This window comes from Burkholderia sp. AU45251, from assembly GCF_030482905.1.
GTDB classification, from domain to species: domain Bacteria; phylum Pseudomonadota; class Gammaproteobacteria; order Burkholderiales; family Burkholderiaceae; genus Burkholderia; species Burkholderia aenigmatica.
In genome coordinates this window covers 187,368-209,119 of sequence record NZ_JAUJQH010000011.1, presented here as the reverse complement: position 1 = coordinate 209,119, position 21,752 = coordinate 187,368, and the positions used below count along the sequence as shown (strand labels likewise).

Here is a 21,752-nt window from a genome sequence, read left to right as displayed (position 1 = left end):
TTGCCGTTATAGTCGAATCACACATGAAACAACCAGAAGAGGAATCCATGAAGACTTTGCGTGTTGCCTCGCTCTTGACCGGTATGACGGCCTTGCTCGTGTCGGGCGCAGCAATGGCAGGAGTCAATGTCGGGATCAATCTCGGCGTTCCGGCGCCGGTCTACGTCGCGCCCGCACCCGTGTATGCGCCGCCGCCTCCGCCGCCGGTCGTCTATCAGCCTGCGCCGGTCTACGCGCCGGCCCCTGTCTACGCGCCGGGGCCGACCATCGTGATCGGCTGGCATGGCGACCGCTACTGGGACGGCCGTCGCTACTGGGGCCGTGACGAGTGGTACCGCCATCACGGCCGTGGCTGGGGTGGTGATCGCGGCGATCGTGGCCACTGGGATAACGGCCGCCACAACGGCTGGCACTGATCGGCAGGGCGCGCCCGCCTGATGCGCGCGCCCGCGATCCGCTCGTGAAGAAACCGCCCGCGTGGCGGTTTTCTTTTGGCTCGCCGGCTTGAATGGGTAGAATCGTCCCTCGTTACTACCCTCATTCGACCGACAGGGCCTCTATGACGAAGGGTTCGCCCCGGGCCGCCGCCGCGCGTGTCCGCTCCGGTGCGATGCGTGCCGTACGGGCTGCCGGCCGCACGGCCGCGGTGTTCGCGCTGCAAGCGGTGCTGGCCGCGACCGCTGCGCACGCGGCCTACGCCATTGCACAGTACGGCGAGCCGAAATATCCGCCGGGCTTCAAGCATTTCGACTACGTCAACCCCGATGCGCCGAAGGGCGGCACGCTCGTGCTGGCGAACCCGAACCGGCTGACGTCGTTCGACAAGTTCAACCCGTACACGATGCGCGGCAATGCCGCGCCGGGCATCGACATGCTGTTCGAGAGCCTCGTGACCGGCAGCTCGGACGAGCCGGCGTCCGCGTACGGACTGCTCGCCGACGACATCGACATCGCGCCGGACCGTCGTTCGGTCACGTTCCACCTGAATCCGCGCGCGCGCTTCTCGAACGGAGATCGTGTCACCGCCGACGACGTCAAGTTCTCGTTCGATACGCTGAAGAGCAAGCTGGCCGCGCCGCAGTTCGGCGCGTATTTCGCGGAGATCACGAAGGCCGTGGTCGTCGATCCGGCCACCGTGCGCTTCGAGTTCCGCAGCGCGAACCGCGAACTGCCGCTGATCGCCGGCGGTGTACCGGTGTTCTCGCGCAAGTGGGGATTGCGCGCGGACGGCTCGCGCATCCCGTTCGACCAGCTCGCGTTCGAGCAACCGATCGGCAGCGGCCCGTACCTGATCGAGCGTTACGACAACGGCCGGAACATCACCTATCGGCGCGACCCGGCATACTGGGGCGCCGACCTGCCGGTACGGGTGGGCACCAACAACTTCGAGCGGATCGCCTACAAGCTCTACGGCGAAGGTGTCGCGCGGCTCGAGGCGTTCAAGGCAGGTGAATACGATGTGCTTGTCGAGAACATTGCGCGCAATTGGGTGCGGCAGGATATCGGCAAGCGTTTCGACAGTGGCGAGTTGATCAAGCGCGAGTTTCGGCAGCACAACGGCGCGGGCATGCAGGGCTTCTTCATGAACCTGCGCCGGCCGCTGTTTCGCGATGTGCGTGTGCGCCAGGCGCTCGATCTCGCGCTCGACTTTGAATGGCTGAACCGTCAACTGTTCTATGGCGCTTATACGCGCCTCGACAGTTACTTTGCCGATACCGACTTGCAGGCAACCGGTCTGCCGGGGGCGGGCGAACTCAAGCTTCTTGAACCGTTGCGCGCGCAACTCGATCCGGCCGTGTTCGGTCCGATGGTCGTGCAGCCGACTACGAACCCGCCCAATTCGCTGCGCGCGAACTTGCTGAAGGCGCGTGCGTTGCTCGAGCAGGCGGGCTGGACCTATCGTGACGGCGCGTTGCGCAACGCGCAAGGAGAGCCGTTCACATTCGAGATCCTTGACGACGCGGGCTCCCCGTTCAAGGCGATCGTGGCGGCTTACCAGCGCAATCTTGCGAAGCTCGGCATCGACGTACGCTTTCGCACGGCCGATTACGCGCTGCTGCAAAAGCGCCTGGACGCGTTTGACTACGACGTGACACCGATCCGTTACGTCGGGGTGCAGGTGCCGGGTGCCGAGCAGTTTGCGCGTTATGCCAGCAAGTTCGCGGATGAGCCTGGGTCGGACAATGTCATTGGCCTGAAGTCACCGGCCGTCGACGTACTGCTGCACGCGCTCGCCGTCGCGCAGACGCGCGACGAGCTGCTCGACGCGACCCACGCGCTCGACCGCGTGCTGATGCACGGCTACTACGCGGTTCCGCAGTGGTACAGCGCGACACACCGGATCGCGTACAAGCGCACGCTCGCCTATCCGCAGACGCTGCCGCTGTACTATTCGGCCGAGGGCTGGGTCGTGTCGACCTGGTGGGCGAAGCCCGATCACTGAGCCACGCCGCCCCAACGTCCAACCCCGCCTACCGATCGCGAGTCGACGCCCTATGTGGAGCTACATCCTCAAACGCCTGCTGCTGATGATCCCGACGCTCATCGGCGTGCTGACCCTCACGTTCGCGGTGATCCAGTTCGTGCCGGGCGGCCCCGTCGAACAGGCCGTGCAGGAATTGCGCAAGGGCGCGACGGAGCAGGGTGCGGCGCCATTCGGGATGCGTGCGCATACCGGCGTCGACGCGCAGCAGCTCGCGCAGCTCAAGGCGCTGTACGGTTTCGACAAACCGCCGCTCGAACGCTACTGGCTGATGCTGAAGCGCTTCGCACGCTTCGATCTCGGCGACAGCTACTTCCGCCACCAGAGCGTGTGGTCGCTGATCGTGCAGAAGCTGCCCGTGTCGATCAGCATCGGTTTGTGGACGTTCTTCCTCACGTACCTCATATCGGTGCCGCTCGGCATCGCGAAGGCGGTGCGCAACGGTTCGCCGTTCGACGTCGCGACGAGCCTCGTCGTGCTCGTCGGCTATGCGATTCCGGGCTTCGTGCTCGGCGTGCTGCTGCTCGTGCTGTTCGGCGGCGGCTCGTTCTGGCAGCTGTTCCCGCTGCGCGGGCTCACGTCGGACAACTTCGCCCAGCTGTCGCTCGTCGGCAAGGTGCTCGATTACCTGTGGCACATCGCGCTGCCGATCACGGCCTCGGTCGTCGGCAGCTTCGCGGTCGTCACGATGCTCACGAAGAATGCGTTCCTCGACCAGATCCGCCGGCAATACGTGCTGACCGCGCGCGCGAAGGGGCTCTCCGAGCGCAGCGTGCTGTGGAAGCACGTGTTCCGCAACGCGATGCTGCCGCTGATCGTCGGCTTCCCGGCCGCGTTCATCGGCGCGTTCTTCACCGGCAGCCTGCTGATCGAGACGCTGTTCTCGCTCGATGGCCTCGGGCTGCTGTCGTACGAATCGGTCGTGCGGCGCGACTATCCGGTCGTGCTCGGCACGCTGTACCTGTTCACGCTGATCGGGCTCGCGACCAAGCTGATCTCCGATCTCTGCTATGTGTGGGTCGATCCGCGCATTCAATTCGACACCCTGGAGCGCTGACATGAAACCGTCCGTCTGCATGCCCGGCGTCACCGGGCGAGGTGCGCGATGAACCGGACCGTCGTGTCTTCCCGCATCGACGCGGCGCGCGCCCGCGTGTCGCCGTCGCCCGCGCGCCGCGTATGGCAACGCTTCCGGCAGCAGCGCCTCGGCTACTGGAGCTTCGTGATCTTTTTCGTGGCCTTCGCCGCGAGCGTGGCCGCGCCGCTGTGGTCGAACGACAAGCCGCTCGTCGTGCGTTACGACGGCCAGTACTATTTCCCGCTGTTCCATGCGTATCCGGAGACGACCTTCGGCGGCGATTTCCCGACACCGGCCGACTATCTCGATCCGTATGTGCGCAAGCGGCTCGAGGCTCCCGGCAATTTCGTCGTCTACCCGCCGAACCGTTACTACTACGACACGCTGAACTACTTCTCGAACGTGCCGAACCCTGCGCCGCCGTCGCGCGCGAACTGGCTCGGCACCGACGCGCAGGGGCGCGACCTGCTTGCGCGGCTCGTGTACGGGTTCCGCGTGTCGGTCGAGTTCGGGCTGATCCTGACCGTGATCGGCACGCTGCTCGGAATCGCCGCAGGCGCCGTGCAGGGCTTCTTCGGCGGACGCATCGACATCGTCGGGCAGCGGCTGATCGAGATCTGGAGCTCGCTGCCCGAGCTGTACCTGCTGATCATCTTCGCGTCGATCTTCGAGCCGAGCTTCCTGCTGCTGATCGTGCTGCTGTCGCTGTTCGGCTGGATCGGGCTCGCCGATTACGTGCGCGCGGAATTCCTGCGTAACCGCACGCAGGATTACGTGCGCGCGGCGCGCGCGATGGGACTCACGAACGCGCAGATCATCTGGCGCCACGTGCTGCCGAACAGTCTCACGCCGGTGATCACGTTCCTGCCGTTCCGGATGAGCGGCTCGATCCTCGCGCTCACGAGCCTCGATTTCCTCGGGCTCGGCGTGCCGCCGCCGACCCCGAGCCTCGGCGAGCTGCTCGCGCAGGGCAAGGGCAATCTCGACGCCTGGTGGATCTCGCTGTCGACCTTCGGCGTGCTGGTCGCGACGCTGCTGCTGCTGACCTTCATGGGCGACGCGCTGCGCAACGCACTCGACACGCGGATCGCCGACTCGGTGCGCGCGGCGGGAGGCCAGCGATGAGCGAGTCGACCGTACCGACGCAGCAAGCGCCGCTGCTGTCGCTCGAGCATCTGCACGTGCGCTTCGGCGACACGGTCGCGGTGGACGACGTGACGCTCGCGATCGGCCGCGGCGAGCGCGTCGCGCTGGTCGGCGAGTCGGGTTCGGGCAAGAGCGTCACCGCGCTGTCGATTCTGCGGCTGCTGCGCGACGCCGACGTGAGCGGCACGATCCGCTTCGCGGGGCAGGATCTGGTGGCGAAGAGCGAGCGCGAGATGCGCGGGCTGCGCGGCTCGGACATCGCGATGATCTTCCAGGAGCCGATGACGGCGCTCAACCCGCTGTATACGATCGGCGTGCAGATCGGCGAGACGATCGTGCTGCATGACGGCGTCTCGGCCGTCGAGGCACGCAAGCGGGCGATCGCGTTGCTCGCGCGCACGGGCATCGCGGAGCCGGAGAAGCGGGTCGACAGTTATCCGCACCAGTTGTCGGGCGGCCAGCGGCAGCGCGCGATGATCGCGATGGCGCTCGCGTGCCGGCCGCGGCTGCTGCTCGCCGACGAACCGACCACCGCGCTCGACGTGACGATCCGCGCGCAGATCGTCGATCTGCTGCTGGAACTGCAGCGCGAGGAAGCGGAAAAGCGCGGGATGGCGATCCTGCTGATCACGCACGACCTGAATCTCGTGCGGCACTTTGCGGATCGCGTCGCGGTGATGGAGCATGGCCGGCTCGTCGAGAGCGGGCCCGTCGAGCGGATCTTCGCGGACCCCGAGCATCCGTACACGCAGCGACTGCTGAACAGCCGGCCGCAACGCACGGTCGCGCCGGTGATGCCGATCGCGCCCATCGTGCTCGACGCGCACCACGTGAGCGTGCAGTTCGCGCGCAAGCGGCCGGGCATCGCGGGCTGGTTCGGCTCGGTGCCGGTGACGGCCGTCGCGGACGTGTCGGTATCGGTGCGGCAGGGCGAGACGCTCGGCATCGTCGGCGAATCGGGGTCAGGCAAGTCGACGCTCGCGATGGCGCTGCTCGGCCTGCAGAAGACGGCTGGCGGCACGATCGAATTCCAGGGGCGCGCGCTGTCGACCTATCGCGGTCGCGAGCAGACCGCGCTGCGCTCGAACATGCAGGTCGTCTTTCAGGATCCGTTCAGTTCGCTTTCGCCGCGTCATACGATCGAGCGGATCGTCGGCGAAGGGCTCGAGCTGCATCGCCCGGACATGACGCCCGATGCGCGTCGCACGAAGTCGCTCGCGGTGCTGCGCGAAGTCGGCCTCGACCGCACGGTGCTGCACCGGTATCCGCACGAATTCTCGGGCGGGCAGCGCCAGCGGATCGCGATCGCGCGCGCGCTGGTGCTGGAGCCGCGCATCCTGATCCTCGACGAGCCGACGTCCGCGCTCGACGTGTCGATCCAGCAGCAGGTGCTGAAACTGCTCGCGAATTTGCAACAGAAATACAACCTCGGCTATGTATTCATCAGCCACGATCTCGAGGTGATCGGGGCGATGGCGCACCGTGTCGCGGTGATGCAGGGCGGGGCGATCGTGGAGTCGGGCGAGGTGGCCGACATCTTCACCAAACCGACACATCCTTACACACAAAAGCTGTTGAAAGCGGTCTGGAAAGCGTGATAGGCCGCCAATGGTCTGACCATCTCGATTGTATTTATTAATTTGTTTTGACAAACGATTACGCGCTGGCTAGTATCGACCGAAATTTTCCGCCAATCAGCTGATTTTTAAGCACATTCCATCGACCAATGCAGCATCGATCCCTGACCCAGGCATGCGCGCGCACCATCGCCGGGCTGTTCATCGGCGCCCTGTTCGCAGCAGCTCCCGGCGCGTTCGCCGACGAAGTCAGCAGTTTTAACCAGAATGTCACCAATTCGACTCAGATCGGGTCGGGTTCCTCCCTCCAGCAGACCAGCGCGCAGCCGTCGAGCGGCGGTGCGAAGTCGTTCCTCGCCGGCATGGCCGGCAAGGCGGGCGACGTGGTGGTCGGCGCGCTGAACATGATCGGCGTGCGCTACCGCTGGGGCGGCAACTCGCCGGATTCGGGCCTTGACTGCAGCGGCTTCGTGCGCTACGTGTTCCAGGACACGCTCGGCATGTCGCTGCCGCGCCGCGCGGAAGAGATGAGCCGCGTCGGCGAGAAGGTGAGCATGAGCAACCTGAAGCCGGGCGACCTCGTGTTCTTCAACACGATGCGCCGTACGTTCTCGCACGTCGGCATCTACATCGGCGACAACAAGTTCGTGCACTCGCCGTCGACGGGCAGCACCGTCCGCGTCGACGATCTCGACAGCGGCTATTGGGAAAAGCGTTTCACCGGCGCGCGCCGGATCGAATCGGAATTCCCGATGAAGCCGGAAGATCTGCGTCAGCGCGTGCGCGCGACGATCGGCGACGATTCGGCGAACGGCAACAACTGACGTTCGACGGCCAGTCCGGCCGGATCGAAAAAACCCTGTCACCGAAAGGCGGCAGGGTTTTTTGTTTTGGGGCGGTGCAAACGGTGAGCCGGCAACTGCCTCGCCGCACACAGGCTGGCGGCGCGCACCGGCCAGCGCACGGTGTGCTTACGCGGCAGCCACGCCACGCGCTGCCGCGAGCTTGCGCTGCAGTTCCGGCATGATGCGCGCGACGGCTTCCTCGCCCGCGAGGATGGCGGCGTTGCGCTGGTTGAAGTCGCTGCCGCCCATCGCGTTGAGACTCGGGCGGATCACGACGTCCGCGTACTTGTCGAGCTCGTAGGTCTTGATCGTCTGACCCATGATCGTGAAGGTCTGCAGCAGCATCTCGATCGGGTTGTTGGTGGCCGCGCCGTCCGGCCGGGCCGAGATGTCGACCGCGATCACGAAGCTCGCGCCCATCTTGCGCGCGTACGAGGCGGGCACCGGGCTCACGAGGCCGCCGTCGACATACTCGCGGTTGCCGATCTTCACCGGTTCGAACACCGACGGCACGCTGCACGACGCACGCACTGCGAGCCCCGTGTTGCCCTGCTGGAACAGGATCGGCTGACCGTTCTGCAGATCGGTCGCGACGATGCCGAGCGGCTTCGCCATCTTTTCGATCGGCCGGTTGTTGAGCGTCTTGTTCAGGAAGTTTTGCAGCGCCACGCCCTGCAGCAGCCCGCGCGAGCGGAACGGCAGCGCCCAGTCGCTGATCGCCGCCTGGTCCATGTCGAGCGCGATCTTGTTGATCTGCAGCGCGCTCATGCCCGATGCATAGAGTGCGCCGACCACCGAGCCCGCGCTCGTGCCCGCGACGATTTCGACCGGGATGCCACGCGCTTCGAGCGCCTTCAGCACGCCGATGTGCGAGAAGCCGCGCGCGGCGCCGCCGCCGAGCGCGATGCCGATCTTCACGGGCTTTTCCTGCGTCTGTGCGGTGGTGGGGCGGGATTTGTCGCCGAACGACGTGCAGGCGGCGAGGCTGGCGGACGCGGCGGCGATCGTGAAATGGCGGCGCGACAGGCGAGGGGACGACATCGAATGGTTCTCCGGCGGCTTGGCGGCGGGTTACACGGCCCGCGGCGGCGATAGGTTCCGAGCGGCCGCGCAGCGGGTTCCGTGCGGCCGGTGCCGCGCCGGCTGGCGGCCGCGGCGCGCACATCATAAAGCAAGCGGCGCGCTTGGCGCGATGTCCGGCGCGAGTATAATTCCGGCTTCTTTCCCGTTCCGGGCGTCGCCGGCCCCGTTGCTGTCCGGGCTGCCGCCGTCGATCCCGCGTCGAATCATTCATGCGCCCCAGGCGTTCGAGTTACCGTTTATGACCCGTCCTGTCCGTACCCGCTTCGCGCCGAGTCCCACCGGCTTCATCCACCTCGGCAACATCCGCTCCGCGCTCTATCCGTGGGCGTTCGCCCGCAAGATGAAGGGCACGTTCGTGCTGCGCATCGAGGATACCGATGTCGAGCGCTCGTCGCAGGAAGCGGTCGACGCGATCCTCGAAGGGATGCAATGGCTCGGCCTGGATTTCGATGAAGGCCCGATCTACCAGATGCAGCGGATGGACCGCTATCGCGAGGTGCTCGCGCAGATGCTCGAGAAGGGTCTCGCATATCCGTGCTACATGTCGGCCGAGGAGCTCGACGCGCTGCGCGAACGCCAGCGCGAGGCCGGCCTGAAGCCGCGCTACGACGGCACGTGGCGTCCGGAGCCCGGCAAGGTGCTGCCGGAGCCGCCGGCTGGCGTGAAGCCGGTGCTGCGCTTCCGCAATCCGCTGACGGGCACGGTCGTGTGGGACGACGCCGTGAAGGGGCGTGTCGAGATCTCGAACGAGGAACTCGACGACCTCGTGATCGCGCGTCCGGACGGCACGCCGATCTACAACTTCTGCGTGGTGGTGGACGACATGGACATGGACATCACGCACGTGATCCGTGGCGACGACCACGTGAACAACACGCCGCGCCAGATCAACATCCTGAATGCGCTCGGCGGCGAGCCGCCCGTCTACGCGCACCTGCCGACCGTGCTGAACGAGCAGGGCGAGAAGATGAGCAAGCGGCATGGCGCGATGAGCGTGATGGCGTACCGCGACGCGGGCTTCCTGCCTGAAGCCGTCGTCAACTATCTCGCGCGCCTCGGCTGGTCGCACGGCGATGCCGAGATCTTCACGCGCGAGCAGTTCGTTGAATGGTTCGATCTCGAGCATCTCGGCAAGTCGCCCGCGCAGTACGACCACAGCAAGCTGAGCTGGCTGAACGCGCATTACATCAAGGAAGCGGACAACGCACGCTTGGCCGAACTGGCGAAGCCGTTCCTCGCCGCACTCGGCATCGACGATGCGGCGATCGCGACGGGCCCTGCGCTCGAAGCCGTGGTCGGGCTGATGAAGGATCGCGCGACGACGGTCAAGGAGATCGCGGAAGGCGCCACGATGTTCTACCGTGTGCCGGCTCCGGAAGCCGATGCGCTTGCGCAGCACGTGACGGATGTCGTGCGTCCGGCGCTGGCCGATCTCGTCGCGGCGCTGAAGGCGGCCGACTGGACGAAGGAAGCGGTGTCCGCCGCGCTGAAGGCGACGCTCGGCACGCACAAGCTGAAGATGCCGCAACTCGCGATGCCGGTGCGTCTGCTGGTGGCGGGTACGACGCACACGCCGTCGATCGATGCGGTGCTCGTGCTGTTCGGTCGCGACGTCGTGGTGTCGCGCATCGAGGCCGCGCTGGCCTGAGGTTCGGGGGCAAGCGAAGCTGCCCGTGCGTGACATCGCGGCAGCTTCGCAAAAAATTTCGCTCGAATCGCAAAAAGGGTATTTACAAGTTCAAAGTAGCTCCATATAATCTCATTTCTGTTCTGCAAGGGGGTATAGCTCAGCTGGGAGAGCGCTTGCATGGCATGCAAGAGGTCAGCGGTTCGATCCCGCTTACCTCCACCATCAGAACAAGCTGGATTGATTTGCGAAGCAGCAGTGGTAGTAATAAATGCTTCACAAAATGATTCAAAGCAGTTAGAATTTCGGCCTTCGCTGTTGATTGAAAAGTGAATAGCGAAAGTCAGACAGATCTGAAAAGATTTTGTCCCCTTCGTCTAGAGGCCTAGGACATCACCCTTTCACGGTGAGTACAGGGGTTCGAATCCCCTAGGGGACGCCAGATTCAGCGGCGTTTCATAGAAGTGTCGCAACGCTTGCAGGAACGTAACCGACGTCCTGCGGGTGAGGGTAAGAAAGCTGGAGCGGTAGTTCAGTCGGTTAGAATACCGGCCTGTCACGCCGGGGGTCGCGGGTTCGAGTCCCGTCCGCTCCGCCAGAACGAAGCCCGTTCAAGACGTTTTTGAACGGGCTTTTGTATTAAAGATGTAAGCAGTACGTTGTCCCCTTCGTCTAGAGGCCTAGGACATCACCCTTTCACGGTGAGTACAGGGGTTCGAATCCCCTAGGGGACGCCAGATTCAGCGGCGTTTCGTAGAAGTGTCGCAACACATGCAGGAACGTGACGGTGTCCTGCAGGTGGGAGTAAGAAAGCTGGAGCGGTAGTTCAGTTGGTTAGAATACCGGCCTGTCACGCCGGGGGTCGCGGGTTCGAGCCCCGTCCGCTCCGCCAGAACGAAGCCCGTTCAAAGAACGTTTTTTGAACGGGCTTTTGCATTAAAGATGTAAGCAGTACGTTGTCCCCTTCGTCTAGAGGCCTAGGACATCACCCTTTCACGGTGAGTACAGGGGTTCGAATCCCCTAGGGGACGCCAGATTTCGGCGTCGTTCGAACAAACGATGCGCCGGCAGGAAGTAACCGACGCCTGCCAGGCAAGCAGCAAGACTGGAGCGGTAGTTCAGTCGGTTAGAATACCGGCCTGTCACGCCGGGGGTCGCGGGTTCGAGTCCCGTCCGCTCCGCCAGAAAATGAAGAAGCCCGCCTTGTGCGGGCTTTTTCATTTGCGTTTCCGGTTGCGCCCGCTGGCGGGCGCGAGACTGCGGAGTGGAGGAAGCCGCCTGCGCGGCTTCCGGCGGGACTCGAAGGGCTGCGCTTGCAAGCGCAGCCGCGGCCTGCGGGATGTAGGCGAGTCCCGTCCGCTCCGCCAGAAAATGAAGAAGCCCGCCTTGTGCGGGCTTTTTCATTTGCGTTTCCGGTTGTGCCCGCTGGCTGCGCGTAACTTTCGGTCATCCGGCGTCGAGCCGCTACGAGAAATCCGCGATTGCATCCGCACGCGACTGCGCTATCGTGGCGGGATGCGTTCTTGACCCCTGCGCGATGCTCGATCCGACCGACCTGCGACTCCTGTATCAGCTCCGGCCCGCGGAGGCTGGCGATTTTCCGTTTGCCGAAGCGCTGACGCACGGCAACATGGGCGGCTATTACAAGCGCCATGGGCTCGTGTGGCGCAGCGACCTGTTCTACGCGAGCTGGCGCGAATCCGAGAACTTCATCCTCGAGGCTGACGGCGAGCGCATTGGCGTGCTGCGCGTGACCGAGGAGGGCGACTCGCTGCACATCCGCGACGTACAGATCGCGGCCGGCCATCGCGGGCAGGGCGCCGGCACCTACATGCTCGACATGTCGCATCGCTGGGCGCGTGCGCGCGGGCTGCACGAGCTGCAACTGCGCGTGTTCGTCGACAATCCTGCCGCGCGTCTCTATTTGCGCATGGGCTATCAGGTTGCCGGGTCGCGGCTCGCGCAATTGGGCTCGATCCGCCACATGGTGCGGCCGGTCTGACGGTCGGCGACCGGAGCGGGGCGTTCAGCGGGCAGCGCTGATCGCGTCGTCGTCCGGGGTTTCGTCGTCCACGAGGCGGCCTTCCGGGCCGCGGTGCTCGTAGCCGCGCAGCATGAATGCACGCGGGCTTTCGCCGAATGCACGCCGGAACATCGCCGAAAAGGCGCTCTGGCTCTGGTAGCCGAGTTCGCGCGCGATATGCGACAGCGGGCGTCCCTGGTTCAGCAGCGGAATGGCCCGCGCCAGCAGCGCCTGCTGACGCCACTGCGAAAAACTCACCCCCAGTTCCTGCTTGAACAGCCGCGAAATCGTACGCGTGCTCGCGCCGACCTCGCTGGCCCAGTGTTCGAGCGACTCCGCGTGCGCCGGGTGCGCGAGTACCGATTCGCACAGCATGCGCAGCCGTTTTTCGTCGGGCATCGGCACGGCGAGCGGCAGCGGTTCGGCGTGACTCAGCTCGTCGAGCACGAGCCCGCACAGCATGCGCTCGCGCGCGGTGCTCAGGTCGCGCGCGTCGAGCGCGACGATCAGCTCGCGCAGAAGGCCTGTCACTTCGACGACGCGGCATGCATCGAGCCCGTCGGGCACGATCGACTCGTCGATATACAGCGTGCGCAAATACGCCTCTTCGACGATCACGACCTCGTGCGTCACGTGCGGCGGTACCCAGATCGCGCGGGACGGCGGCACCATCCACGTCGTGCCGGTGGTCGCAACGCGCAGCACGCCGCGCGATGCGTACGCGAGCTGCGCCCACGCATGCGTATGCAGCGGGATGCGATACCCGGTATTGACCTGCCTTGCGCGCACGCGCATCGGATGGACGGCGGTCGGCGCGAATTCGGGCGGAATGTCGATGACGTACGGGTTCGATACGTCGGCTTGGGCGGGCGGATTCATGGACGATTCGGGCAGCGCGGCGGCGATGCCGTTATTGTAGAAGGCGCCGCGAAAGCGCACGCGGCGGTTTGTCGGGCGATCATGCCGCGTTCAAATGAACTTTGTATGGGGCCCGGCGATTTCGGGGCGGCCCGGAGCCGGGCGAGCTCGAGGGCTCGAACCATCTGGCCGGTATCGCGGTCTATCGATGCGTGGGCGATTCCGCGCGAATCGCGCCCGAACACGGCAACATACGAATCGAAGAGGAGAACCACGATGCGTTACGTATTCGTCTACGGCACCTTGAGAAACGGGGAGGCCAACGACATCGGCCACGCGGCCGCCAGGCACGGGATTGCCGCGCCGACGCTGCTCGGCGCGGCCGCGCTGCCGGGCGAACTGTACGATTTCGGTACCTATCCGGGGATGATCGCCGGGGCGGCCGGCCAGTCGCTCGTCTGGGGCGACGTCTACGAGGTCGACGACCAGCTCGTTCCCGTGCTCGACGAGATCGAGCGCGTCTATCCGGGCGTCGACTCGCTGTTCAAGCCGGAAGACGTGACCGTCGAACTCGGCGGCCGGCAGTACGCCTGCCTGTATTATCCGGTCGCCGCGCACGCGACAGCCGGGCGTCCGCGCATTGCGTCGGGCGACTGGGTTCAGCACCGGCGCGAGCGGGAAGCCGTCTGACCGGTTGTGCGGCAGCCGCAGTAGCTGATCTTGCCGCAAAAGAAAAAGCGCCCCGAGGGGCGCTTTTTTTGATGCCGTGATCGCATGCGACCGGCGCCGACGCAGGGCCGGCACCGATCGCGGCAGGCAGCTTCGTCAGATTTCCTCGTACAGCGGCAGCGTCAGGAATTCGGTGAAGCCTTCCGACGTCGACATCTGCTCGAAGATCGCCGCAGCGCGCTCGTACGGCTGCGTGTTGCCACCGACCGACCGCTTCACGTTGTCGAGTTCGGCCTTCGTATATTCGCGAACGAGTTCGGCCGTGACCTTGCGGCCGTCGTCGAGCACGCCCATCGGCGAGCGGATCCATTGCCACACCTGCGAGCGGGAGATCTCGGCCGTGGCCGCATCTTCCATCAGGTTGTGGATCGGCACGCAGCCGTTGCCGTCGAGCCATGCGCCGAGGTAGTGGATCCCGACGTTGATGTTGTTGCGCAGGCCGGCTTCGGTGATCGGCGCTTCCGGCTGGAAGTCGAGCAGGTTCTTGCCTTCGACCTGCACGTCGTCGCGCTGCTTCGCGATCTGGTTCGGCTGGTCGCCGAGCACCTTGACGAATTCTTCCATCGCGATCGGCACGAGGCCCGGGTGCGCGACCCAGCCGCCGTCGTAGCCGTCGGTCGCATCGCGCTGCTTGTCCGAGCGCACGCCGCCCATCGCCTTGTCGTTCGCTTCCGGATCGTTCTTGATCGGGATCAGCGCGCTCATCCCGCCGATCGCCGGCGCGTTGCGCTTGTGGCAGGTCTTCAGCAGCAGCAGCGCGTACGCGCGCATGAACGGCACCGTCATCGTGATCTTCGAACGCTCGGCGAGGCAGAAGTCGCGGTCGTTCTTGAATTTCTTGATCGCCGAGAAGATGTAGTCCCAGCGGCCGGCGTTCAGGCCCGAGCTGTGTTCGCGCAGTTCGTACAGGATCTCGTCCATCTCGAACGCGGCGAGGATCGTCTCGATCAGCACCGTCGCACGGATCGTGCCGCGCGGCACGCCGACGGCTTCCTGCGCGGCGACGAAGATGTCGTTCCACAGGCGCGCCTCGAGATGGCTTTCCATCTTCGGCAGGTAGAAGTACGGGCCCGAGCCGCGCGCGAGCAGTTCCTTCGCGTTATGGAACAGGAACAGCGCGAAATCGAAGATGCCGCCGGACACGCGCTGGCCATCGACCGTCACGTGCTTTTCGTCGAGGTGCCAGCCGCGCGGACGCACGATCAGCGTCGCGACCTTGTCGTTCAGCTGGTACGACTTGCCGTTCTGCTCGAGCGAGATCGTACGGCGCACCGCGTCCTTCAGGTTGATCTGGCCGTCGATCTGGTTCGTCCAGCTCGGCGCGTTCGAATCCTCGAAGTCCGTCATGTACGAATCGGCGCCCGAGTTCAGCGCGTTGATGATCATCTTGCGCTCGACGGGGCCCGTGATTTCGACGCGGCGGCATTGCAGATCGGCCGGCAGCGGCGCGACTTTCCAGTCGCCTTCGCGGATCGTCTTCGTCTCGGCCAGGAAGTCGGGGCGCTCGCCTGCGTCGAGGCGTTTCGTGCGCTCGACGCGCGCCTGCAGCAGCGCCTGGCGGCGCGGTTCGAACGTGCGGTGCAGCGCCGCGACGAGCGCGAGTGCTTCGGGCGTCAGGATTGCTTCGTAACCCGGCTGGATGTCGCCGGTGATCGTCATGCCTTGCGGCAGCGTGATCGGGGTGCTCATGAGTCTCATCTCCTTGGTCGGTCAGTTGCGGTTTCGGTGAAGGGGGAAGGCGGCAGCGCTGCGAACGTCATGCACCCGGGCCGGGGCGCGTGCGGTTTGCGGATCTGCCGGACGGAGCCGGGGTGGCGAGGAATGCGAGCAGGTCGGCCATGCCGGTGCCCGAGCCGTCGGGCGGCGCGCCGAGTTCCTCGGCGGGCGCGCCCGTGCGGTTGAGCCAGAACGTCGTGTAGCCGAACCAGACGGCGCCGGCGACGTCCCACGCGTTCGACGACACGAACACGATGCCGCGCCGGTTCGGTCCGAACGCGGCGGTGCCGAGCGCGTAGGCGGCCGGGCTCGGCTTGTACGCACGCACGGTGTCGGCCGACAGCACGCGATCGAACAGCCCGGTCATGCCGGCGCTCTTGATCGCGATGTCGAGCATCTGCGGCGTGCCGTTCGACAGGATCCCGAGCGGCGGGCGCGGGTCGAGCGCGCGCAGCTTGCGCAGCGCGGGCACCGTATCGGGATAGGTGGACAGGCATGCGTATTCGTCCATCAGCCGCTTCTCGGCCGCGCTGTTCAGCGCGAGCCCGAGCCGGCGCGCGGCGAACCGCAGCGCATCGAGCGTGATGTCCCGGAACGGGCGATAGTGCGCGCCGGCCGGATCGGCGAGCGTGCGCAATTGCGAGTATTCGATCTGCTTGCGTCGCCACAGCTGCGACAACCGTTCCCCGTGACCGGGAAACATCTGTTCCGCCGCGGCCAGGACCGCACGTACGTCGAACAACGTGCCGAATGCGTCGAAGAGGATTGCGTCGGGAGAGGAGAGTGTCGTTGTGGCCGACATAGCCTTGCGCTCCAGTTTCAGAGGTCAGGTAAATTCTATTCGTGATCGTATGCGCTAAAAAAGACGCTAAACATCACTTGATCTTTTACTTTCATATACCTAATCTAGAGCGGTTTAAGCTATTTGAAGGGCGGCAGCGCCGCCCCGCGAGTCATGGACCGGTTCAAGCAGATCGAAACGTTCGCCGCGGTCGCGGCAAAGGGCAGCCTGTCGGCGGCCGCGCACGCGGAAGGCGTCGCACCGGCCATCATCGGCCGCCGTCTCGACGCGCTCGAGGAGCGGCTCGGCGTCAAGCTGCTGGTGCGCACGACGCGTAAGCTCACGCTGACGTTCGAGGGCTCGGCGTTCCTCGAGGATTGCCAGCGCGTCATCAACGACATGCAGAACGCGGAGGCGAGCGTGTCCGCCGGCGGCGTGAAGGCGAGCGGTCACCTGCGCATTTCCGCGCCGGCTGGCTTCGGTCGGCGGCACGTCGCGCCGCTCGTGCCGGAATTCAGCGTCGGGCATCCGGATGTGTCGGTCACGCTCGACCTGTCCGACCGGATGGTCGACCTCGTCAACGAGGGGTTCGATTGCGCGGTGCGGCTCGGCGAGCTGCCCGACTCGTCGCTCGTGTCGCTGAAGCTCGGCGAGAATCGCCGCGTGTGCGTCGCTTCTCCCGCGTATCTCGCGCGGCGCGGCACGCCGGCCACGCTCGCGGAGCTGGCGCGGCACAACTGCCTCGCGCTCGCGGCAAACGCGAACCAGCAACGCGGCTGGGCGTTCCAGGAGGACGACAAGGTCGTGTCGATCCGCGTGAACGGCACGATGGAATGCTCGGACGGCGCGGTGCTGCACGAGTGGTGCCTCGCCGGTCACGGCCTGGCGTGGCGCTCGTGGTGGGAGGTCGGCGAGGACATCGCGGCCGGCCGCCTCGTCAGCGTGCTCGACGCATTCGCGGCTCCGCCGATCGGCATCCACGCGGTGTTTCCGCAACGCCGGCATCTGCCGCTGCGCGTGCGGCTGTTTCTCGATTACCTGAAGCACACCTACGAGCAGCCCGGATATTGGGGCGAGTAGGCCGCGCAGGCCCGCGCGTTTCCGATATGAGGGCGAACCCGCTGCCGGTGCCGATTGCGCGGTTTCGCGCACTACACTCGTAGCAGGCATGTCCGACGCGTCGCGGCCGGCCCGGTCGGGATCGCGGCGTGCGGCGTGCGATTGACGAAGGAGGGCGCGATGTTCCGGCACATCCTCGTTCCAACCGACGGTTCCGAACTGTCGCAGAAGGCGATCGACGGCGCGATCGACCTGGCTCGCGCGGTCGGTGCGCGCGTTACGGCGTACGCGTGCCTGCCGCAGTATCCGTACTCGCCGTTTTCCGAAGTGATCATCGAGCCGCCCGCCGATTTCCGGGCGCGCAGCGAGCGCGAGGCGCGCGCGCATCTCGACGAGGTCGAATCGGCCGCGAAGACCGCCGGCGTCGACTGCGACACCTGGACGAGTGTCCATCCGTCGCCGTATCTCGGCATCATCGAGGCGGCCGAACGCGGCGGCTGCGACGTGATCTTCATGGCGTCCCACGGACGCCGCGGGCTCGGCAGCTTGCTGATCGGCAGCGAGACGCAGCGCGTGCTGACCCATACGAAAATTCCGGTGATCGTCTATCGGTAGGGCGATGGGGCCGTGGCCGCAGGACGGCAACGCGATCCACACCGCAGAAAAAGGGCGCGCCGGACGAAGCCGGCGCGCGTCGTTGCTGGCGGCACGCAGGCCGCGCGGCCGGTCGCGCATGACATCGCGCGCCTGCCGTCTCCCCCCTGATTGTTGTCCGGTGGCCGATGCCGCGCCGTCGCGTGACGGGCCGGCATCGGCGTGACGCTTGCGCGTCGTGCGCTGCTTACGCGACCTTCTTGCCGTCGAAGAACTGCTCGTCTTCGGTCGAGCCGTGCAGCGCAGTGGTCGACGCTTCGCGTTCGACCGTCTGCGTCACCGCGTCGAAGTAGCCGGTGCCGACTTCGCGCTGGTGCTTGACGGCCGTGAAGCCCTTGTCCGCCGCCGCGAACTCGGCCTGCTGCAGCTCGACGAACGCGCTCATCTGGGTGCGCGCATAGCCGTGCGCGAGGTTGAACATCGAGTAGTTCAGCGCGTGGAAGCCGGCCAGCGTGATGAACTGGAACTTGTAGCCCATCGCGCCGAGTTCCTTCTGGAACTTCGCGATCGTCGCGTCGTCGAGGTTCTTCTTCCAGTTGAACGACGGCGAGCAGTTGTACGACAGCATCTTGCCCGGGAACTGCTTGTGGATCGCTTCCGCGAACTTCTTCGCGTACTCGAGATCCGGCTTGCCCGTTTCGCACCAGACGAGGTCGGCGTACGGCGCGTACGCGAGACCGCGCGAGATCGCCTGCTCGATGCCCGGCTTCGTGCGGAAGAAACCTTCCACCGTGCGTTCGCCCGTCAGGAACGGCTTGTCGTTGCCGTCGACGTCGGACGTGATCAGGTCGGCCGCTTCTGCGTCGGTGCGGGCAACCAGCACGGTCGGCGTGCCCATCACGTCGGCCGCGAGACGCGCTGCCGACAGCTTCGCGACGGCTTCACGCGTCGGTACCAGCACCTTGCCGCCCATGTGGCCGCACTTCTTCACCGAAGCGAGCTGGTCCTCGAAGTGGACACCCGACGCGCCGGCTTCGATCATCGCCTTCATCAGTTCGAACGCGTTCAGCACGCCGCCGAAACCGGCTTCCGCGTCAGCGACGATCGGTGCGAAGAAATCGACGTAGCCTTCGTCGCCCGGGTTCTTGCCTTCCGACCACTGGATCTGGTCGGCGCGCGTCAGCGTGTTGTTGATGCGCTTCACGACGAGCGGCACTGAGTTTGCCGGGTACAGCGACTGGTCCGGGTACATTTCGCCCGCGACGTTCGCGTCGCCGGCCACTTGCCAGCCGGACAGGTAGATGGCCTTCAGGCCGGCCTTCACCTGCTGCATCGCCTGGTTGCCGGTCAGTGCGCCGAGTGCGTTGACGAACGGCTCGTGGTTGATGAGGCTCCACAGCTTTTCCGCGCCGCGCTTGGCGAGCGTGTGCTCGATCGGGATCGAACCACGCAAGCGGACCACGTCGTCAGCCGAGTAGCTGCGCTTGATGCCCTTCCAGCGCGGATCGGTTTCCCATTGCTGTTGCAGTTCCTGTGCCTGTTGCTGACGCGACATGATGAGCTCCTTGATGCGGTGCGATGCCTGATGGGTTGAATCTGACAGTGGTGAGGCTGTTCTCGAAGCCGGGAGCGGGGTGTTCCGGTTCGCGAGGTCTTGTATAAGAGTCTAGGCAAATCGACAGGAGCGGGACAGGGGGCTTGTCGGGGAATGGGGTAAATTTTTAGTTGTTTTAAATCAGTATCTTGAAACTGAAATTTCGAGATAAGAAATGCTTTTTTCCATCCCGCAATCGCCCGGGTTGTGCCGCGCAGCATGATTTTTTACGACACAAAAAATTTTTCCGTATCGTGAAATGTGGGGCGAGACGAAAAAAAACCGGCGCAGATGCGCCGGTTGGCTGGATGGGTAGGGCGGTTATCCGCGGGTCTGCCCTCCGTGGGGCGGCCAGTGGCCGCCCGTGCGTGCTTACGACGCGTTGCCGCGACGCGGGCCGCCGCTGCGCTGACCATCGCGACGCGGGCCGCCGTCACGGCTGCCACCCGGCTTGCCGCTCCAGCCGCCGCCATTGCCGCCGCCGTAGCTGCGGCCGTTGCCGTTACCGTTGCCGCCATAACCACCGCCCGGCTTGCCGCCGAAACGGCGACCGCCGTTACCGCCGCCCGGACGGCCGCGGCCGCCGTTGCCGCCGTTACGCGGGGGCGCCTTGCGCGGCTCGAAACCTTCGATCACGTTGACCGGCAGCGGCGAGCGCACGAAGCGCTCGATGCGCTTGAGCGCGCCTTGCTCGGCGTGGTGCACGAGGCTCACTGCCGTGCCCGAACGGCCTGCACGGCCGGTACGGCCGATACGGTGCACGTAGTCTTCCGCGAACTTCGGCAGGTCGTAGTTGAACACGTGCGTGATGCCCGGGATGTCGATGCCGCGTGCCGCGACGTCGGTGGCCACCAGCACGCGCACGCGGCGCTCGCGCAGCGCACGGATCGTGCGGTTACGCGCGCCCTGCGGCAGGTCGCCGTGCAGCGCGGCCGATTCGAAGCCTGCGTCGGCGAGACGGCCGGCGAGCTGGTCGGCGTCGATCTTGGTCGCCGTGAAGATGATCGCCTGGTCGAGCGCGTCGTCGCGCAGCAGGTGATCGAGCAGGCGATCCTTGTGGTCGCGGTCGTCGACGTAGTGCACGGTCTGCGCGATGTTCGCGCGCGACTCGAGGCGCTGCTGGATCTCGATGCGTTCCGGATCCTTCAGCAGGCGGCTCGTCAGCGAACCGATCTTGCCGTCGAGCGTCGCCGAGAACAGCATCGTCTGGCGCGACTCGGGCGTCGCGTCGACGATCGTTTCGATGTCTTCGATGAAGCCCATGTCGAGCATGCGGTCGGCTTCGTCGAGCACGAGCATCTTCAGCTCGGACAGGTCGATGCGGCCACGCTCGAGGTGGTCGAGCAGACGGCCCGGCGTGGCGACCAGGATTTCGGGGTTCTTCGCGAGCAGCATCAGCTGCTGGCCGTAGGCGACGCCGCCGAGGATGCTGACCGTGCGCAGGCGCTTCAGGTGCTTGCCGTAGGTCGTTGCGGCCGTGGTGACCTGCATCGCGAGTTCGCGGGTCGGCGTCAGCACGAGCAGGCCCGGGCGCGCGACGGGTTGCGGGCGGCGCGCGCGGCGGTCGCCCTGGTTCGGTTCGCGCGGCGCGCGCGGTTGCTGCGCCTGCGCCTTCTGGAGCTGCGCGAAACGTTCGATCGCGGGCAGCATGAATGCGGCGGTCTTGCCTGAACCGGTCGGGCTCGAGACCAGCAGGTCACGGCCGGCGATGCCGGCCGGAATCGCGCGCTGCTGGACCGGCGTCGGCTTCACATAGCCGGCGGCCTGCAGCGCGGAGACGATCTCCGGCGACAACCCGAGCGACGCGAAGGTCGGCTCGTCCGACGCCGGTTCGACCGCGGCCGGTGCGGCGGCGTCGTCGAGACCGAGCGCCTGGTCGGCGATCGCGTTGAGCGGGCTGGAGTTGATGCTCGAAGTCATAACAATCCTTGAAACACAGTGGGTGAAACGTCGGCGCCAATCGCGCATACCCAAGTCGTCGGATTCAGCGAGCAAATCGGGAAACGGGTGCAATCCGCCGAACCTTCAGCGGATGAGGCATTAGAAGCTGTTTTGGGTGCGGCGCGCTTCAGGAGCGGGGCCGCCAGCCTGATAAGTGACGACCGCGAAGGTCGAAGCAGGAGGGGACAGGTTCTAAACCGGATTGGAGCTTAACGCTACGAGGCGTCAGGCCGGAACGGCTTGCGAGCCGAGCGCGGAAGATGACGCAGGCAGCATTATAAAGAGATTTGCTGCGCTGCGCCACTGATTTGATTGCCTATTGCGGCCGGGGGCGATTCGGTCAGGAAGCCGTGCCGTTCTTCAGCGATTCGACGAGTTCGATGTACTGCTGCTTCGCCGCATCCTGCGACGTGCCCTTCAGTGCATCCCAGGCGTCGTACTTGTATTTGCCGACGATGTCGGTGAAGCCCGGCTTGTCGCCATGCGCGTCGCCATCGGTCGCCTGCTTGAAGAGCGCATACAGGCGCAGCAGGGTCAGGTTGCCCGGACGTTCGGTCAGTTGCTTGACGTCGATCTGGGCCTGGTCGAATTGGGCGGTGAGTTCGCTCATCGTGTGTCT

18 protein-coding genes and 7 tRNA genes are annotated in these 21,752 nt (G+C 65.5%); 18 read left to right on the top strand and 7 right to left on the bottom strand.

Annotated elements, in window-relative coordinates:
• Nucleotides 1-47: 47 nt before the first annotated feature.
• The 6 genes from QZM67_RS22325 to QZM67_RS22300 all read left to right on the top strand — a co-directional run bounded on the left by QZM67_RS22325 (nucleotide 48) and on the right by QZM67_RS22300 (nucleotide 7,107).
• Nucleotides 48-416: a hypothetical protein gene (locus QZM67_RS22325; protein ID WP_011352503.1), complete on the top strand. Its 369-nt coding sequence runs from the start codon at nucleotides 48-50 to the stop codon at nucleotides 414-416.
• 143 nt (nucleotides 417-559) lie between these two features.
• Nucleotides 560-2,443 (top strand): extracellular solute-binding protein, encoded by a 1,884-nt coding sequence (locus tag QZM67_RS22320; RefSeq protein ID WP_301806695.1) that lies wholly within the window; start codon nucleotides 560-562, stop codon nucleotides 2,441-2,443.
• Nucleotides 2,444-2,495: 52 nt separating this feature from the next.
• On the top strand, nucleotides 2,496-3,539 hold the full coding sequence (locus QZM67_RS22315; protein WP_175026355.1) for a microcin C ABC transporter permease YejB: 1,044 nt from the start codon (nucleotides 2,496-2,498) through the stop codon (nucleotides 3,537-3,539).
• A gap of 48 nt (nucleotides 3,540-3,587) precedes the next feature.
• Nucleotides 3,588-4,685, top strand: coding sequence for an ABC transporter permease (locus QZM67_RS22310; RefSeq protein ID WP_175026356.1), 1,098 nt, complete (start codon nucleotides 3,588-3,590; stop codon nucleotides 4,683-4,685).
• A complete protein-coding gene (locus QZM67_RS22305) occupies nucleotides 4,682-6,304 on the top strand; it encodes an ABC transporter ATP-binding protein (protein WP_301806692.1) in 1,623 nt (540 codons plus the stop codon). Before QZM67_RS22310 ends, QZM67_RS22305 begins: the two co-directional genes overlap by 4 nt.
• A 128-nt stretch (nucleotides 6,305-6,432) precedes the next feature.
• Nucleotides 6,433-7,107 (top strand): C40 family peptidase, encoded by a 675-nt coding sequence (locus tag QZM67_RS22300; RefSeq protein WP_006481953.1) that lies wholly within the window; start codon nucleotides 6,433-6,435, stop codon nucleotides 7,105-7,107.
• 147 nt (nucleotides 7,108-7,254) lie between these two features.
• On the opposite strand, the gene QZM67_RS22295 is transcribed toward QZM67_RS22300, so the two are convergent.
• Nucleotides 7,255-8,169, bottom strand: a complete 915-nt coding sequence (locus QZM67_RS22295) for a patatin-like phospholipase family protein (protein ID WP_043189191.1) — start codon at nucleotides 8,167-8,169, stop codon at nucleotides 7,255-7,257.
• Nucleotides 8,170-8,449: 280 nt separating this feature from the next.
• Here QZM67_RS22295 and gltX point away from each other — a divergent pair, with 280 nt between their 5' ends.
• The 9 genes from gltX (at nucleotide 8,450) to QZM67_RS22250 (ending at nucleotide 11,840) form a co-directional block, all read left to right on the top strand.
• Nucleotides 8,450-9,859: a glutamate--tRNA ligase gene (gltX, locus tag QZM67_RS22290; RefSeq protein ID WP_089450854.1), complete on the top strand. Its 1,410-nt coding sequence runs from the start codon at nucleotides 8,450-8,452 to the stop codon at nucleotides 9,857-9,859.
• A gap of 128 nt (nucleotides 9,860-9,987) precedes the next feature.
• Nucleotides 9,988-10,063, top strand: a tRNA-Ala gene (locus QZM67_RS22285).
• A 141-nt stretch (nucleotides 10,064-10,204) separates the two neighbouring features.
• Nucleotides 10,205-10,280: transfer RNA gene (locus QZM67_RS22280), tRNA-Glu, on the top strand.
• Nucleotides 10,281-10,359: 79 nt separating this feature from the next.
• A tRNA-Asp gene (locus QZM67_RS22275) sits at nucleotides 10,360-10,436 on the top strand.
• Between the two features lie 63 nt (nucleotides 10,437-10,499).
• A tRNA-Glu gene (locus QZM67_RS22270) sits at nucleotides 10,500-10,575 on the top strand.
• Nucleotides 10,576-10,653: 78 nt separating this feature from the next.
• Nucleotides 10,654-10,730, top strand: a tRNA-Asp gene (locus QZM67_RS22265).
• Between the two features lie 66 nt (nucleotides 10,731-10,796).
• A tRNA-Glu gene (locus QZM67_RS22260) sits at nucleotides 10,797-10,872 on the top strand.
• Between the two features lie 73 nt (nucleotides 10,873-10,945).
• Nucleotides 10,946-11,022: transfer RNA gene (locus QZM67_RS22255), tRNA-Asp, on the top strand.
• 353 nt (nucleotides 11,023-11,375) lie between these two features.
• Nucleotides 11,376-11,840 carry a GNAT family N-acetyltransferase gene (locus tag QZM67_RS22250; protein WP_027787064.1) on the top strand — a complete coding sequence of 155 codons (465 nt, stop codon included), beginning with the start codon at nucleotides 11,376-11,378 and terminating at the stop codon, nucleotides 11,838-11,840.
• A 24-nt stretch (nucleotides 11,841-11,864) separates the two neighbouring features.
• Here QZM67_RS22250 and QZM67_RS22245 read toward each other — a convergent pair whose 3' ends face one another.
• Entirely contained in the window at nucleotides 11,865-12,740 is an 876-nt protein-coding gene (locus QZM67_RS22245) for a helix-turn-helix domain-containing protein (protein WP_301806688.1), read from the bottom strand.
• Nucleotides 12,741-12,995: 255 nt separating this feature from the next.
• On the opposite strand from QZM67_RS22245, the gene QZM67_RS22240 reads away from it, so the two are divergent.
• Nucleotides 12,996-13,409 carry a gamma-glutamylcyclotransferase gene (locus tag QZM67_RS22240; RefSeq protein WP_089450853.1) on the top strand — a complete coding sequence of 138 codons (414 nt, stop codon included), beginning with the start codon at nucleotides 12,996-12,998 and terminating at the stop codon, nucleotides 13,407-13,409.
• A gap of 135 nt (nucleotides 13,410-13,544) precedes the next feature.
• On the opposite strand, the gene aceB is transcribed toward QZM67_RS22240, so the two are convergent.
• Nucleotides 13,545-15,137: a malate synthase A gene (gene aceB, locus QZM67_RS22235; RefSeq protein ID WP_301806685.1), complete on the bottom strand. Its 1,593-nt coding sequence runs from the start codon at nucleotides 15,135-15,137 to the stop codon at nucleotides 13,545-13,547.
• 67 nt (nucleotides 15,138-15,204) lie between these two features.
• Nucleotides 15,205-15,966, bottom strand: a complete 762-nt coding sequence (locus tag QZM67_RS22230) for a haloacid dehalogenase type II (RefSeq protein WP_301806683.1) — start codon at nucleotides 15,964-15,966, stop codon at nucleotides 15,205-15,207.
• A gap of 153 nt (nucleotides 15,967-16,119) precedes the next feature.
• On the opposite strand from QZM67_RS22230, the gene QZM67_RS22225 reads away from it, so the two are divergent.
• A complete protein-coding gene (locus tag QZM67_RS22225) occupies nucleotides 16,120-17,025 on the top strand; it encodes a LysR family transcriptional regulator (protein ID WP_043189205.1) in 906 nt (301 codons plus the stop codon).
• Nucleotides 17,026-17,184: 159 nt separating this feature from the next.
• Entirely contained in the window at nucleotides 17,185-17,619 is a 435-nt protein-coding gene (locus QZM67_RS22220; protein WP_043189208.1) for a universal stress protein, read from the top strand.
• A gap of 226 nt (nucleotides 17,620-17,845) precedes the next feature.
• Here the strand turns inward: QZM67_RS22220 and aceA are convergent, their stop codons facing one another.
• The 3 genes from aceA to QZM67_RS22205 form a co-directional block, all read right to left on the bottom strand.
• The gene (aceA, locus tag QZM67_RS22215; RefSeq protein ID WP_043189211.1) at nucleotides 17,846-19,153 is read right to left on the bottom strand and encodes an isocitrate lyase; all 1,308 of its coding nucleotides are present in this window, start codon (nucleotides 19,151-19,153) and stop codon (nucleotides 17,846-17,848) included.
• A 411-nt stretch (nucleotides 19,154-19,564) separates the two neighbouring features.
• Nucleotides 19,565-21,112 carry a DEAD/DEAH box helicase gene (locus tag QZM67_RS22210; protein WP_175024979.1) on the bottom strand — a complete coding sequence of 516 codons (1,548 nt, stop codon included), beginning with the start codon at nucleotides 21,110-21,112 and terminating at the stop codon, nucleotides 19,565-19,567.
• Nucleotides 21,113-21,473: 361 nt separating this feature from the next.
• A complete protein-coding gene (locus tag QZM67_RS22205; protein WP_011352486.1) occupies nucleotides 21,474-21,743 on the bottom strand; it encodes an acyl-CoA-binding protein in 270 nt (89 codons plus the stop codon).
• Nucleotides 21,744-21,752 lie beyond the last annotated feature (9 nt).

What these genes read in the sequence shown, in the direction of transcription:
- QZM67_RS22325 (WP_011352503.1), top strand. Translation starts at nt 48, where the DNA reads ATGAAGACTTTGCGTGTTGCCTCGCTCTTGACCGGTATGACGGCCTTG.
- QZM67_RS22320 (WP_301806695.1), top strand. Translation starts at nt 560, where the DNA reads ATGACGAAGGGTTCGCCCCGGGCCGCCGCCGCGCGTGTCCGCTCCGGT.
- QZM67_RS22315 (WP_175026355.1), top strand. Translation starts at nt 2,496, where the DNA reads ATGTGGAGCTACATCCTCAAACGCCTGCTGCTGATGATCCCGACGCTC.
- QZM67_RS22310 (WP_175026356.1), top strand. Translation starts at nt 3,588, where the DNA reads ATGAACCGGACCGTCGTGTCTTCCCGCATCGACGCGGCGCGCGCCCGC.
- QZM67_RS22305 (WP_301806692.1), top strand. Translation starts at nt 4,682, where the DNA reads ATGAGCGAGTCGACCGTACCGACGCAGCAAGCGCCGCTGCTGTCGCTC.
- QZM67_RS22300 (WP_006481953.1), top strand. Translation starts at nt 6,433, where the DNA reads ATGCAGCATCGATCCCTGACCCAGGCATGCGCGCGCACCATCGCCGGG.
- QZM67_RS22295 (WP_043189191.1), bottom strand. Translation starts at nt 8,169, where the DNA reads ATGTCGTCCCCTCGCCTGTCGCGCCGCCATTTCACGATCGCCGCCGCG.
- gltX (WP_089450854.1), top strand. Translation starts at nt 8,450, where the DNA reads ATGACCCGTCCTGTCCGTACCCGCTTCGCGCCGAGTCCCACCGGCTTC.
- QZM67_RS22250 (WP_027787064.1), top strand. Translation starts at nt 11,376, where the DNA reads ATGCTCGATCCGACCGACCTGCGACTCCTGTATCAGCTCCGGCCCGCG.
- QZM67_RS22245 (WP_301806688.1), bottom strand. Translation starts at nt 12,740, where the DNA reads ATGAATCCGCCCGCCCAAGCCGACGTATCGAACCCGTACGTCATCGAC.
- QZM67_RS22240 (WP_089450853.1), top strand. Translation starts at nt 12,996, where the DNA reads ATGCGTTACGTATTCGTCTACGGCACCTTGAGAAACGGGGAGGCCAAC.
- aceB (WP_301806685.1), bottom strand. Translation starts at nt 15,137, where the DNA reads ATGAGCACCCCGATCACGCTGCCGCAAGGCATGACGATCACCGGCGAC.
- QZM67_RS22230 (WP_301806683.1), bottom strand. Translation starts at nt 15,966, where the DNA reads ATGTCGGCCACAACGACACTCTCCTCTCCCGACGCAATCCTCTTCGAC.
- QZM67_RS22225 (WP_043189205.1), top strand. Translation starts at nt 16,120, where the DNA reads ATGGACCGGTTCAAGCAGATCGAAACGTTCGCCGCGGTCGCGGCAAAG.
- QZM67_RS22220 (WP_043189208.1), top strand. Translation starts at nt 17,185, where the DNA reads ATGTTCCGGCACATCCTCGTTCCAACCGACGGTTCCGAACTGTCGCAG.
- aceA (WP_043189211.1), bottom strand. Translation starts at nt 19,153, where the DNA reads ATGTCGCGTCAGCAACAGGCACAGGAACTGCAACAGCAATGGGAAACC.
- QZM67_RS22210 (WP_175024979.1), bottom strand. Translation starts at nt 21,112, where the DNA reads ATGACTTCGAGCATCAACTCCAGCCCGCTCAACGCGATCGCCGACCAG.
- QZM67_RS22205 (WP_011352486.1), bottom strand. Translation starts at nt 21,743, where the DNA reads ATGAGCGAACTCACCGCCCAATTCGACCAGGCCCAGATCGACGTCAAG.